The sequence below is a fragment of the Algoriphagus sp. TR-M9 genome (assembly GCF_027594545.1).
GTDB lineage: Bacteria > Bacteroidota > Bacteroidia > Cytophagales > Cyclobacteriaceae > Algoriphagus > Algoriphagus halophytocola.
In genome coordinates, this window is record NZ_CP115160.1 from 4,346,432 (window position 1) to 4,359,998 (window position 13,567).

Annotated in this window: 9 protein-coding genes; 4 read left to right on the forward strand and 5 right to left on the reverse strand. The window is 43.0% G+C overall.

Features of this window, described 5'->3' with window-relative positions; translation table 11 throughout:
* The first annotated feature begins 708 nt into the window (after positions 1–708).
* Positions 709–2,208, forward strand: coding sequence for a BCCT family transporter (locus PBT90_RS18535; RefSeq protein ID WP_270130585.1), 1,500 nt, complete (start codon positions 709–711; stop codon positions 2,206–2,208).
* A 46-nt stretch (positions 2,209–2,254) separates the two neighbouring features.
* On the opposite strand, the gene betA is transcribed toward PBT90_RS18535, so the two are convergent.
* From betA to PBT90_RS18560, 5 genes are all read right to left on the reverse strand, one after another.
* The gene (gene betA, locus PBT90_RS18540; RefSeq protein WP_264807988.1) at positions 2,255–3,916 is read right to left on the reverse strand and encodes a choline dehydrogenase; all 1,662 of its coding nucleotides are present in this window, start codon (positions 3,914–3,916) and stop codon (positions 2,255–2,257) included.
* A 63-nt stretch (positions 3,917–3,979) separates the two neighbouring features.
* A complete protein-coding gene (locus PBT90_RS18545) occupies positions 3,980–5,230 on the reverse strand; it encodes an alkaline phosphatase family protein (protein ID WP_270130588.1) in 1,251 nt (416 codons plus the stop codon).
* A 66-nt stretch (positions 5,231–5,296) separates the two neighbouring features.
* Positions 5,297–7,090 carry a RagB/SusD family nutrient uptake outer membrane protein gene (locus PBT90_RS18550; protein WP_270130590.1) on the reverse strand — a complete coding sequence of 598 codons (1,794 nt, stop codon included), beginning with the start codon at positions 7,088–7,090 and terminating at the stop codon, positions 5,297–5,299.
* Between the two features lie 231 nt (positions 7,091–7,321).
* Complete coding sequence (locus tag PBT90_RS18555; protein WP_270130592.1) at positions 7,322–10,555, reverse strand: SusC/RagA family TonB-linked outer membrane protein; 3,234 nt, start codon at positions 10,553–10,555, stop codon at positions 7,322–7,324.
* Between the two features lie 362 nt (positions 10,556–10,917).
* Positions 10,918–11,814, reverse strand: coding sequence for a metallophosphoesterase family protein (locus PBT90_RS18560; RefSeq protein ID WP_270130594.1), 897 nt, complete (start codon positions 11,812–11,814; stop codon positions 10,918–10,920).
* Between the two features lie 171 nt (positions 11,815–11,985).
* Here PBT90_RS18560 and PBT90_RS18565 point away from each other — a divergent pair, with 171 nt between their 5' ends.
* The 3 genes from PBT90_RS18565 (at position 11,986) to PBT90_RS18575 (ending at position 13,517) form a co-directional block, all read left to right on the forward strand.
* The gene (locus PBT90_RS18565) at positions 11,986–12,570 is read left to right on the forward strand and encodes a TetR family transcriptional regulator (RefSeq protein WP_264807993.1); all 585 of its coding nucleotides are present in this window, start codon (positions 11,986–11,988) and stop codon (positions 12,568–12,570) included.
* Positions 12,571–12,699: 129 nt separating this feature from the next.
* Positions 12,700–13,152 carry a DUF1569 domain-containing protein gene (locus PBT90_RS18570; protein ID WP_264807994.1) on the forward strand — a complete coding sequence of 151 codons (453 nt, stop codon included), beginning with the start codon at positions 12,700–12,702 and terminating at the stop codon, positions 13,150–13,152.
* Positions 13,149–13,517, forward strand: coding sequence for a VOC family protein (locus PBT90_RS18575; RefSeq protein WP_270130597.1), 369 nt, complete (start codon positions 13,149–13,151; stop codon positions 13,515–13,517). The genes PBT90_RS18570 and PBT90_RS18575 overlap by 4 nt, the downstream gene beginning before the upstream one ends.
* The last annotated feature ends 50 nt before the right edge of the window (positions 13,518–13,567 follow it).

A 13,567-nucleotide genomic window follows, 5' to 3' on the forward strand; every position in this document is an offset into this window, starting at 1 on the left:
GAATCTTCGCATGAATTATAATCATCCCTCTGTGTGTCGCTTCGGGTCATGCTTGATTTCATATTAATAATGGTTTTTTAGTGGATCACCAATCTTAAAAGCAGGAAAACATCTTATCGTGACGATAACCCACATGTGAGCTTGACTCTCCAAGTCATTTATGAAATAGCTTACGGTACAAAATTAAACAGGTTTACATTATAAACCAAACAATCTCATAAACTTTCAAGGTTAACCCATTTGAAGCCTTGATCCATAACCCCACTAGTCAGTGCTTCAGCTTACCTGACTCGTGCAAGCTTTTACTCAAATCTCGAGAAGAAAATGAATCTGATTATCCGCAATGATGCCAGTAGTTAAAGAATGTGGCTGGATAGTAGCGGATAATCGTCCACCGACAACAGTCCACTGCCCTCAGTACGTAGAAAGAAACCTTAACCCATAATTTCTCTCGCTACTGGAAAGAAAGCGGATATCCATAAAAATGAATATAAATTTCCAAGCTAACCACCATCTTTTTCCACGATTCGCCTACAAAAATCCAGGTCTAAAAACAGATGCTTTTAAACCAAGAAAAATAGCATTTAAATGCTCTTAAAAAGGCTTTTTTAATGTTTAGCTTTACTTTTCTAAGGGTCAAAAATGCTGTAAATTAGCCAAAAAACCACCCTTATTATCGAAAGTTCAAAAAGCACCCAAACTCCGTTTTTGAAAAGTATCCAACCTTGGGTTTTCTTCCCTTCCGCTGGACTCATCCTCATCTTTGTCACCCTTACTTTAATCTTCCAAGAATCTGTAGGTACGCTGTTTGAAAACATTCAAGCTACCATCTCCAAAGATTTCGGGTGGCTGTATGTCATAGCCGTCAATGTAGTCCTAGTTTTCTGCATCTACCTTGGATTTGGCAGATATAAAAACATTAGGCTGGGAGGCCCCGATTCCAAACCGGAATTCAGTACTTGGGCCTGGCTCAGTATGCTGTTCAATGCCGGCATAGGCTTAGTATTAATGTTTTATGCAGTGGCAGAGCCGATCAGCCATTTTTCTAATCCGCCTTATGGTGAAGCTGGTACACTAGCTGCTGCTAATAATGCACTTAACCTTTCCTACCTGCATTGGGGGCTTCACGGCTGGGGGGTCTATGCTTTGATGGGACTGGCTATTGCGTTTTTCACCTATAATCGTGGCCTTCCATTGGGAGTGCGCTGGATATTATACCCACTTTTGGGAGATAAACTGAAGGGTCCCATCGGACACCTTATCGATACCATGGCTGTAGTAGCCACTATGTTTGGGCTGGCCACTACCTTAGGACTGGGGATTCAGCACATTAATTCCGGTATGAATTACCTTTTTGGTGTACCAGATAGTCCTCAAGTACAGGTTATACTTATTGGAATTATAACAATATGTGCCACCATCTCTGTGGTCTCAGGCCTGCATAATGGCATTCAACTTCTAAGCAAAATAGCCTCAATCATGGCTATAATTTTGATGGCATTTATGCTGATCGTAGGACCAACATTGTTCATTATCGGGTCCACGGTTCAGAGCACCGGCTTTTATCTACAAAGTCTAATCGGCACCTCCACCTGGATGGAAATTTACCGAGGTACGCACTGGATGGACAGTTGGACATTTTTTTATTGGGCCTGGTGGTTTGCTTGGGCTCCATTTGTGGGACTGTTTATCGCCAGAATATCGAAAGGCCGGACCATCCGAGAGTTTATATTGGGCGTATTGTTAGGTCCTACCGCTGCGAGTATAATTTGGATTTCCATTTTTGGAAGTACTGCTTTTCATATCGAGCTTTTCGGGCCAGGAGGAATCAGTGAGGCCGTTCAGGAAAACATCAATACTGGATTATATTCTTTGCTGCAAATGTTCCCTCTTCCCTACCTAAGTATTCTTTTTGTGGTGATCGCTGGAGTGATATTCTTTGTCACCTCTTCAGATAGCGGATCGCTAGTGATTGATTTTATCACCAGCGGTGGCAAAGATGATACTCCAGTGAAATTGAGGATATTCTGGGCACTCATTGAAGGAGCTGTGGCTGCGGTTCTGGTATTAGGTGGAGGCTTAGTGGCACTCCAAACAGGATCTTTGGTCACCGGATTGCCAGTTTGTGTATTGATGTTACTGGTTTGTTACGCTGTCAACAAGGCTTTGAAAAAGTATCAAGAAGAACAAAAAGAAAACCGCGAATAGTCAAATTCGCGGCTTCTCCGAATCATTTTGCCCTCTTAATCGATTTTTAGAGGGATTTTTCTTTGTCAGTCAGTTCTTTCTGAAAATATGGAGCATGCTCCGGATCCAGAGGTTTTTTCCCCAAAATAATATCTGCGGCCTTCTCTGCCACCATCATCACTGGCGAGTAAATATTCCCATTGGTAACATAAGGGAATACGGAAGCATCCACTACACGAAGGTTTTCTACACCGTGCACTTTCAGGGTTTTAGGATCAGTGACATCCATAGGACCAACACCCATTCTACAGGTAGCGCAAGGATGATAGGCACTTTCCCCTTCTTTGGCCACAAAATCAAGAATCTCCTCATCCGTCTGAACATCCTTGCCGGGCGAAAGTTCTTCGCCCATTAATTCAGACATGGCTTCAGTTTCAATTAATTTTCTAGAAAGACGAATCGCTTCTATCCACTCTTTTCTTTCTTTTTCAGTAGAAAGATAATTGAATAAAATACTCGGGTATTCGGTAGGATCAGCTGATTTGATTTTCACCCGCCCTCGCACATCCGTATTCATAGGCCCCACGTGTAACTGAAATCCATGGCCTTCTTTGGGAGCGGTACCATCGTATCGTATCGCAATAGGTAAAAAGTGAAATTGAAGATTTGGGTAGTCTACCTCCTCATTACTTCTGATAAATCCGCCCGCCTCAAAATGATTGGATGCACCTAGTCCTTTTTTCCTAAACAACCAGTCAAATCCGATTTTAGGAGCTTTCCACGGACTTAATGCTGGGTATAAACTCACTGGTTTTTTGGCTGCCCATTGAACATACACTTCTAAGTGATCCTGCAAGTCCTCGCCCACACCAGGCAAGTCATGAACCACTGGAATTCCAAGACTTTTCAGGTGTTCCGCATTTCCCACTCCTGAAAGCTGCAGAAGTTGCGGAGAATTGATGGCGCCTCCGCAGGAAATGATTTCCTTTCCATAAACCTGCTTTACTTTACCGCCTTGCTTGTACGCTACACCCACTGCTTTTTTTCCTTCAAACAGCACCCGCATCACGGTGGCTTGGGTTTCTATATGAAGATTTTTTCTCTGGCCTTTTACCGGATGAATGTAGGCCCGAGCTGCATTGAGCCTCCTGGAATTGTAAATCGTTTGATCAAACTTACCAAACCCTTCTTGCTGGTAGCCATTGACGTCATCTGTGAGCGGATATCCTGCTTCCTGAACTGACTCAAAAAAGGCATCAAACAGGGGGTTGTCGCATTTCGGTGTAGTCAACTTTAAGTTTCCCTGATCACCACGGTAAGCATCTCCTCCGATCAATCGATCCTCTACTCGCTTAAAATAGGGGAGGCAGTGCGCATAATCCCATTCTTCCATTCCCTCATCCTTAGCCCACTTTTCAAAATCCATGGCATTGCCACGGATCCAGATCATGCCGTTGATACAGGAAGATCCACCCAAAACCTTTCCCCGGGGTTGGGCTATTCTTCGATTGTGCATATGAGGCTCAGGATCTGAGGAATATCCCCAGTTGTAATTAGTCCCTGTAAGCAAATACGTCAATGCCGCTGGCATGTGTATTCTAAAATCCCATTTGTAATCAGGTCTCCCTGCCTCAAGTACTAGTACTTCATTGGTTGAATTTTCACTAAGTCGGTTGGTCAAAACGGCTCCAGCTGAACCTCCACCGACAATTATATAATCGTACGTCATCGATTTTTTGTAATTCAAAGAATAAGAAAGACAAGATCTCCTTGCAAAAGCTAATCGCCTTCCTTATTCTGTTTCTTCAATAATCCAATAGTTCAAGAAGCCTGCAGGGGTTTCTAAAACTACTTTATAAAACTCAGAATCAGGCTTATCTGTTTGGAATGAATACGCTTCAGCCTCCAGTTCCACTTCACCTATAGCTTCATAGGTATCCTTTCCACCTGTTTTAAAGTTATTGCTGGTACTGAGCCAGACTTGCCCATTTCCTTCTGAAGAAAGGGATTTCCAGCTTAAGTGGATGGTATTACCTTCCTTCACCGCTTTGAACTGACTGGCGTTCACAGGACCTATAAAAGGCACGCCATCGAGTTCCATGGCTTTGTCCTGAGGCACTTTCAAATCCAGGAAATTAACGATGGAAGGGAAAATATCAACCATTTGACCGGTTTCAGCGGAATGAGCATTGAGTTCCTCAGCGTTAGTAGCTATCCAAACACTTCGCTCTCGATCACTTTGCCCACCGTGGCCATACCCATTCATCTCCCGACCATGATCTGTGGTGATGACGATCAGCCAATCTTCATTGAATTTAGCTTCTCGCTCTTGGATGGCTTCCCAGACTCTACCGATCTGCACATCAGCTTTTTGCACTGCATCGACAAACTCTGGACTGTTTCCATACCGATGAGACATATCATCTGTGAACTCGAGGTACATCCAGGATAAATCCGGCGCATTTTCACGAATCGTTTTAGCTGCTTCTTTTGATACAGCTTCATCTATATTATAGATGAAAATCCTTCCTTCATCATGCGGATACTTAAGCGTATCCAGTTCCAAGCCATCGAAGTGATAATCGAAAGTCAACTGATTGGTTTGCGGTAATTTTGCCCCGGCAAGTTTGGTTCTATTATCCAGCCAGGTGGAGAATATACCGATAGACTTTTCTGGATATTGCTCCTTAAATATGCTGAAAATGGTGGGATAATGGTAATTGGGATCTTTGATGCTATTTCCCCAGACATTGTGCTTATTGGCCCATACTCCCGTCAAAAGGGAATTGTAACCCACCGCAGAGATCGTTGGGGTTTGGCTATAAGCATCTTTTTCTCCACCCATAGTCGCCTTCATCAAGCCACCTTCTGCTACGATTTTGTCCAAATTAGGGGTAGCCACTGTGTCGATAACATCATCGGGAATTCCATCTACAATGACGAAAAGGACTTTTTTAGCTTTTGGTTCTTCCTGATTTTCTTTGGTAGAACATGCCTGTAAAGCCAACAGACCCATACAGCTTGCTAGAATAAATTTCTTCATTTTAATAATTAGGTAACTAGAGAAGCCCGGAATGAAAAACACCGGGCTTCAAATTCAAATTGTCTTTTATTCCCAACCGAATATCTGTGTAAGATTTGGGTTGAGTGTAACCTGCTGAATAGGAACTGGTCGGTAATAGTATTTAGGCTCTACAAAGTCTCTTTGCTTTGTATCAGTCACCATCATTCCTCCATTCTCACCATTCTGAAGAAATACATCAACGTTTTCCTCGATAGTGCCGGCTTTATAATAGATCAACTCTTCTCCGAGACTATTTTTCTCTTTGGCATCGCCCACTGGAATATCGGCGTCTTTACTGATCAAAATTATATCCTCTATTCCATCTCCTGTAAGATCATACTTGCCCAGACCATCAAAGTACATTCCTTGAGGAATATTTTCGAATAGTTTGCCGGCGTGCCATCTCATCATGTCATCATATCTATATCCTTCTACAGCTAGTTCTATTCTTCTTTCCCTTCTAATCTCCAGATGAACACCTAGGTTTGCTCCGCTCAGATTTGGGTATTTTTCTACCAAAAATGGATCAGGATTCCTATTTGCATCGCTCAGATTCAGAGCTGGCATCCCTGCTCTTTGGCGTAGTAGGTTGATGGACATGTCCAGGTCAGCCTGGGTCAGCTCGTCAAGCTCTACCTTTGCCTCTGCATAGTTCAGCAACACTTCCGCATAGCGATATACCGGAAAATCTGCGCTTCCCGCCTCTACATTGTCTATCGTATTCTGATAGCCTTTGAGCTGGTGATAACCTGTAAAATTTTTACTCAAAGTCTGGATGTAAGGCTTAGTATTGGGAGCCTGAACCCAACCTGGATAGACTATAGTTTGCTTTAGTCTAGGGTCTCTGTTTTCAAACTCTTCTACAAAGCCTTTAGTCTCATAACCAGGAACAGAGGAATAATAGGTGCCATCCTTCATTAAGTAGCTCATCACCAAATCTCTAGCCGGAGATTGCTCATAATCACCAAAAACTCCGGTGTTGATATCCCAACCCCTATCTTTTTCAGCGTCGTACGGGTTTACCAGGATTACTTCAGCATTGCCCAGTAGATCTTGAGATGAGAACAAAGTAGCGTAGTCACTTTCAGGATTACCCGTGGAATGAATAGAAAACATGCCAGAATTCATGATCTCACTGGATAGATCACGCGCCTTTTGTATGAGTGCCGTAGCGGATCCTTCTAATCCTAGTTCGCTATGGTATTTTCTGTAAGTGCCTTCATACAGCGCTAGACGTGCATAGAAGGCTTTCACTGCCCATACTCCAGGAGTCCCACTTGGCACTTCTTCCCGGACGTTATTAGCGGCGAATTCCAGATCCTCCATTACTTTGGACATCACCATTTCTCTAGAGTCCCGGGCTTTATAAAGCTGCTCTTCATCACTTGGATCTAGGGTGTGCTCATACCATGGCACATCTGAGTATCGCTTGATCATTCCGAAATAGAATACAGCTCTGTAATACCTGGCCAAACCTACATAATGTGCAATCGCCTCTTCAGAACCAACTGCCTTCTCATAGTTGTCCAGAAAGTAGTTGATATCCCTCAAGGCACCCCAATTCCAGCCACCCGTGAGGGTTTGGGAGCTTGGAGTTCCAGTAACTATGTTTTTGATTTCCACTGCCCCGGTAGTCCCTAGGTTATCACTGCTTTGATCAGCCTGATAGCTCCCGGGGCCAGCCATGGTAAGTAGGCCATTGACATAAAGTTCCAGATCTTCCTCAGTTTTGAAAAACTCCTCTGGTGCCACAGAAGTCTGTGGATACCTATCTAGAAAATCATCGTTGCAGGAGGACAAAGCCAACACTGCGCTCAATAGGACGATATACTTTTTCATCTGTTTATAATTTGTTTTTAAAAGGTCAGATGGAATCTCGCATGGATGATAATCATACCAGTGTGTGACGTATTCCGTCATGCTCGATTTCATGTGTTTATGATTTGATTTTTATTCGTCACAACCTGTCCCGTGACGAAGGAAACGGGATGGAATCCTGCATTATTGACAATCACCCCTAAATGTGATGTTTTTGCCATGCTCGATTTCATGATCTTGTTCATTTCTTAATTACAAATCGATATTAACCCCGAAAGAGAATTTTCTCTGGAAAGGATAAGCCCATCCGTAGCCATCATTGATCGCTTCAGGATCTACGAAGTTTTTGATAGGAGAAAACTCGAAAATGTTTTCTCCGGACACATAGAATCTCACTCTTGTCACTTTGAGTTTTTCCAAAACCGGAGCTGGCATGCTGTAGCCAAGCGTGATGTTCTTAATTCTCAAATAGGCTGCATTTTGCAGGTATCTGGTTTGGGAAATATCCAATCCAGAACCGTAATTATTATCCGCAAGCCAAGCCTGAAGTACTGGGAATTCTGAATCCAAATTTTGCTCTGCCAGACCTGCATCTATGTAAGACTGGGAATGCTGGGCCATGAGCGCATCGCTGTCGGCTGCCCCTCTGTAGAAGTCCAGGTTCCAAGGGTAGATATTCGCATAGGGCTGCTGGTAAGGTCCCCAGAATAGATAGTGTCTAGGGTAATAATCTCTTTTGCCCACACCCTGCAGAAAAACCGATAGGTCAAATCCGCGATGGCTCATGTCAAAATTAAATCCATAGCGGTATCTAGCCGTGGTATTGCCAATAATGGACAAGTCTTTTGGGTCTGTAGCAGTTTGGCCTTCTTCAATTTTCCCGTCTCCGTTCAGATCCTTGTACTTTGGCCAGCCTGGCACTACAGAAATGGCTCCCCAGGGCACTATTGCAGACTGGTCTAGATTGGCTATTTGGTCTTCATTTTCCATGATTCCATCATTTACCAATCCCCAGATTTCGCCGATTTCTTGGCCTACTCTATAGTTTGATAGCAATTCGTTTTCATTTTGAAAACTGGTGATATGAGACCTTGAGTCAGAGAGTATGGCTTTGACACCAAATTTCACTGGATTAGCAGCATTACCAAACTGATCTCTGTACCCTATAGACAATTCAAATCCTTTAGTTCTCAGATCAGCCGCATTTTGCTTCGGAGGGCTGGTGCCAAGTACCGCGGGTAGCTCTACAGGATCGGTAAGCATCCCCTTGGTATCTCTGATGAAATAATCAAACGTACCTGTCACACGATCTCCAAGTAGGCCAAAATCCAGACCTACGTTATTGGTCACCACTTTTTCCCATGTATAGTTAGTAGGATCAACAGCTAGGGAAGGCGATGAGGTAATTACCGTTTGCTGACTTCCGTCAATTAAATAACCGGAAAGGCCTGTAGGCAAGGACTGGATATATCCAAAGTTGGACACATTTTGATTACCCAGGCTACCATAAGAGGCTCTCAACTTAAATGTCGAAACCACGTTGCTCAGACCAGAGAAAAAATCCTCATCCATCATCAGCCAAGAGCCGGACACTGAAGGGAAAAAGCCCCAACGATTGTCACTTGGGAATCTTGAAGAGCCATCATATCTCCCGTTTACTTCTAAGATATATTTGCCTTTGAAGGCGTAATTCAATCTACCGAAACCGCTGCGCAAAGCATAGGTACTGTAGGTAGGTGTCACGAAAGCATCTCCTGTAGTTAAGCCTATGTAGGGCAGAGATGAAGAGATCAGGACTCTTCGCTCAGCTTGAATCGTGGAGTATTCATAGTTCTCCTGATTAAAACCCACTAACACGTCGAATTTATGATCACCTAGGGATTTGGAATACTTACCGAAAAGATCAAAAATAGTATTGATCAGGGTACCGTTTCTTTCGATTACAGAACCTGTGCCTCCTTCAGTTCTGACATCCTCTGGTCCAAAACCAATGTTGAATTTACGCTGATCCCAGTGGTATTTCCACTGTTCTCTTTTGAAACTCGCACGTCCCGTAAAAGTCAAATCACCATCCAAAAATGAAGCCGTAGCCTGGGTGATATTCTGAAAACCGATCATGTCTTCCTTATTTCTACCTCCATCTACCAGCTCAGCGGCAGTTCTACCCGCACTTGTATTTGCCCAGGTGCCGTCAGGATTATTGACCACATCCGTGGGCTGTAGGTAATAAATATCAGTAATATCATTGGTAGGATCAGCTCGCTCGGTCTGGTAAATATTCAGGTTATTGTCCACAGCAAGCCATTTCAGGGGCTTCACGTTGATTTTGGCCCGCAGGGAATACCGATCCCAGTAATCTGGAGCCAATTTATTCAGGCCATTTTCCTTAGTATAATCACCGGAAACGTAATAGCCGATAGGCATTTTGCCACCGCTGTTACCACTGATAGACAGGCTTTGATTGGTGGAGAAGCTGGAGGAATTGAAAAAGTAGTCATTCCAATTGTTGTTTCCCATGTAGGCCCATAGGTTAGGGTTGGTAGGGTCTAATCTGGTATCTTCCACCGAAGGGTCTTCAGAGCGTTCCTTTGCCCACTGATAATGTGCATCTGAATAGTTTACATAATCCCATGGTGTGTTATTGGTAGAAGTTTCCAATACCCTGGAATAAATATAAGGATCGGTGACAGGCTCAGGTAAGACGGAAGGCCGTCCCCAGGCAAAATTACTGTTGTACGAAATCTGTTGCTTTCCCTCAGTTCCGTTTTTAGTAGTGATCAGAATCACTCCAAAAGCTGCTCTCGCTCCATAAATAGCCGCAGATGCAGCATCTCTCAACACCGAATAAGATTCGATATCTGAAGGACTCAGCCTTAAAAGGTCACTTTCATTTCCCGGTATACCATCTATGACGATTAGCGGACCGCCACCATTGATAGAAGTAAACCCGCGAATATTGATATTCGGCACCGTGCCTGGCTTTCCACCTTGATAGGTAATGTTCAGCCCGGGGCTCATGCCTTGTAAGCCTTGAACCACATTGGCAATAGGCCGGTTGGCAATATCCTCACCTGCCAATTGATCCACTGCACCCGTTACATTTACTTTCTTCTGTGTACCATAGCCCACTACTACCACTTGCTCCAGAAGCGTATCCTCTTCTTTCAGCGTAAGGTCGATGATGGACTGTCCCTCTACGGGTATTTCTACCGTTTGGTAGCCAATGAATGAAAAAACCAACACCGGATTTTCCGTAGAGACCTGCAGGGTATAGGCGCCGTCCAGATCCGTGATGGTCCCATTTTGGGTTCCTTGTTCCAAAACAGACACCCCCGGCATACCCAATCCAGAAATATCTGTAACATTTCCTTTGACCTGACTTTGGGCAAAGGACTGGGAAAGCCCAATCAGCATTGCCAAAGCCAAAAGTCCCATCGTCCTTATCCGGGACATAGGGACACAGATTCTTTGTAAAACTTCCTTCATAAACTATTCTTTTGAATTGATTCGTTGCACAATTTTTTGTTCCAAAATCACCCGGTTTTCGCCATTTTATAATCTTAGATTTATTGAATATTCATTCAATATTAAATACTGATTTTTACATTTCAAAGGAATTAAATTTCATTTAGTAATATCTTAACGAATAATTAATACTGAGTGAGGATATTTTACGTTCTGGAAAAAGTACGATAATAAAGGTCATGAATGAGGTGGTTTACCTACGAAAAAATGGGTTCAAGACTCAGGATAGAAGGATATTTGGAATAGAAAAAAACAGCTCCACCGGGTCAAAAATAAAAAAGCAGCCTATCAAGCTGCTTATCAAAGGATAGGTGAAATCACATCTACACCAATGGGAAGTAAGAATTTTCTACGCTGCCATCTGCATAGAGTTTCAGGATGGCATAGCCGGGTGGTGTTTCCAGGTAATATTGCTTTCCTGCTGACTCTTCATCTCCCTCTCCCCACCAGAAGCCACTCAAGGATCCATTGCAGAAATAATGCACGTCATTGTACCAGGTTCTGTCCAATAGGTGCTGATGACCACTTAGGCATACACGCACCTTATCTTTGTGCTTATAAAATAGTTTTTTCAATTCCTTGTGATCCTTATGTTGACCACCTACTAGAGCATTTGTAATCGAGGTAATCGGAAAGTGGGACATGATCAGGGTAGGTGTGCCGGTAGGTAAGTTTTCCAAGTCCTCTTCCAACCATTTCATTTGCTCCTCACCCAGGCTGATCCCTTCATGGTTTCCATCCAAAATAACAAAGTGCCAATTTCCCTTATCAAAACTGTAGTATTCAGCGGGCATCCCCAGCCTTTTCACCACATAGGATTTGCCGTACATGGGTTCTTTTTCTTTATTGGCGACATCCCACCAGGGGTCATGATTGCCAATGCAGCTGTACACCTCTTGCTCTTTTATCCTTTCACAAAAGAGATCCCATGCCTGCCATTGCTCGAGCACTCGATCCCTGCTCACCCCGTCATAGGATGCATCATGAATACTGTCCCCTCCATTCAGGTAAAAGTCCGGCTGATGCGCTTTCACCCGCTCTAGCCATTCCATGGCACGGGTAGGTATATTATCCTCTGGCCTAATGTGAACATCTGTAATATGTGCCACCGTCAAATAATCTCCTTTTGTTTTAGGTTCAGATGCTGAAGCTAAACCTGCCGGAAGTACTACCCCCGTAGTGAGTAGGCTGGACTTGGCTAGAAAACTTCTCCGTTTCATGTTTTTTTGCTGGTAATTTATCTATAGAACTAGTTGCTTAGAAAGAACCTTTCGAAGATCTGCAAGTGCCAATCTTGAATGGTCATTCAATATTATATATTGTTAATTTTTAATCAAAAGAACATAGAATAAATACAAAGTTGATTAACTTAGTTTTATTATTTAGTTAGCATGAGTACGAAAGTTTCCATAGACAGGAAAAGAGAAATTATTGAGGGGTTTTACGAACTTTCCAAGATTAACGGAATAGAGAACACCTCCATCGCGAAAATCGGTAAGCATCTGGGAATGCCACCGAGCTTGATCATGCATTATTTTCCCACCCGGGATATATTGATCTCACATTTGATCTCCTTTATACTCAAAAGGTTATTGAAAATTTACACTCCCATCATCCAAGAATTAAGAGTTCAAAATTACACTGACCCCGTCACTTTTGTAGACAGGCTATTTTCCAGAGATTGGAATTTACTTATCGACGACGGGGTATTTTACAGCTGTTTCAGTCTGATATTTAGAAATGAAACCATCAAGCGGGAATTCCGAAACCTCCACCTCAAACTGCGAGAAAATTTAAAGGAGATCCTGGACCAGGATGAAAAATTGAAGCAAAAAGATACTGCTCTACTGGCTGAGCAAATCTTTGTGGTCGTAGAGGGAGCCTATTACTACCTCTCCATGATCGAAGATGAAGAACAGTATGATGAAAAGGTCAAAATCTTCAAAAATCAGGTGCATCAACTCCTACAGCCCTAGTCCCCAATTGTAGGCTGCATTTTTTCAGGAGCGATAAACCGGCGCTTTAGCTTCAGCATTTTCCACACTTCAAGTCAGAATATATCCCTTGTTTTTTGCTAAATTCAGGCAGCTACATCTAAGATGATAATGAAAAATATTTTTGATCCAGAAGTACACGAGCAAACCATACAAAGAATCCAGTCCCTTACTCCAGAAAGTACCCCTAAGTGGGGAAAAATGAGTGTGGACCAAATGCTCGCGCATTGTTGTGTACCCTATGAAATGGCTTATACCGACAAACATCCCAAGCCGAATGCTTTCATGAGATTTCTGCTGAAAACAATTGTGAAAAAAGGAGTGGTCAATGAAAAACCTTATCCCAAAAATGCCCGGACTGCTCCTGCATTTATTATCAGCGAAAGGAAAGACTTTGACTACGAGAAAAACAGGCTCATCGCTTTTATCCAAAAAACCTTCGATTATGGCTCAAACTACTTCGATGGCAAAGAGTCCCTATCCTTTGGCCCTATGAGCAGCCAAGAATGGAACAACCAGTTTTATAAGCACCTGGATCATCACCTCACCCAATTTGGAGTATGATCCACCCAGCCAAATCCATCCGGACATTTCTGGGAGCTAAAAATTATGCAGATAGCAGGCGCTTCTACGAAGTGCTAGGGTTTGAGGTGCGTCCCATTTCCGAAAATATGTGCTTGGTGCGTATCAAAGATCAATTCTACTTTTACCTGCAGGATTATTATGTGAAAGCTTGGTGCGAAAACTCCATGGTTTTTCTGGAAATCGAGGGAGATTTGGAAAGCTACTGGGAAGCAATCAAAATCCTCGGACTTCCTGATAAATTCCCGGGCGTAAAGCTTTCTGAAATCGTGAAAAACGATTGGGGTAATGAATTTTTCTTACACGATCCCGCAGGGAACCTTTGGCATTTTGGCATTTTCAAATAATAATTCTGCCTTACTCCATGTGGAAACCAGAAATTTAGTTAATTTAACTT

Bases quoted from the DNA above. Each gene is read 5' to 3' on its own strand.
- betA (WP_264807988.1), bottom strand. From the start codon at position 3,916: ATGACGTACGATTATATAATTGTCGGTGGAGGTTCAGCTGGAGCCGTT.
- PBT90_RS18545 (WP_270130588.1), bottom strand. From the start codon at position 5,230: ATGAAGAAATTTATTCTAGCAAGCTGTATGGGTCTGTTGGCTTTACAG.
- PBT90_RS18550 (WP_270130590.1), bottom strand. From the start codon at position 7,090: ATGAAAAAGTATATCGTCCTATTGAGCGCAGTGTTGGCTTTGTCCTCC.
- PBT90_RS18555 (WP_270130592.1), bottom strand. From the start codon at position 10,555: ATGAAGGAAGTTTTACAAAGAATCTGTGTCCCTATGTCCCGGATAAGG.
- PBT90_RS18560 (WP_270130594.1), bottom strand. From the start codon at position 11,814: ATGAAACGGAGAAGTTTTCTAGCCAAGTCCAGCCTACTCACTACGGGG.
- PBT90_RS18565 (WP_264807993.1), top strand. From the start codon at position 11,986: ATGAGTACGAAAGTTTCCATAGACAGGAAAAGAGAAATTATTGAGGGG.
- PBT90_RS18570 (WP_264807994.1), top strand. From the start codon at position 12,700: ATGAAAAATATTTTTGATCCAGAAGTACACGAGCAAACCATACAAAGA.
- PBT90_RS18575 (WP_270130597.1), top strand. From the start codon at position 13,149: ATGATCCACCCAGCCAAATCCATCCGGACATTTCTGGGAGCTAAAAAT.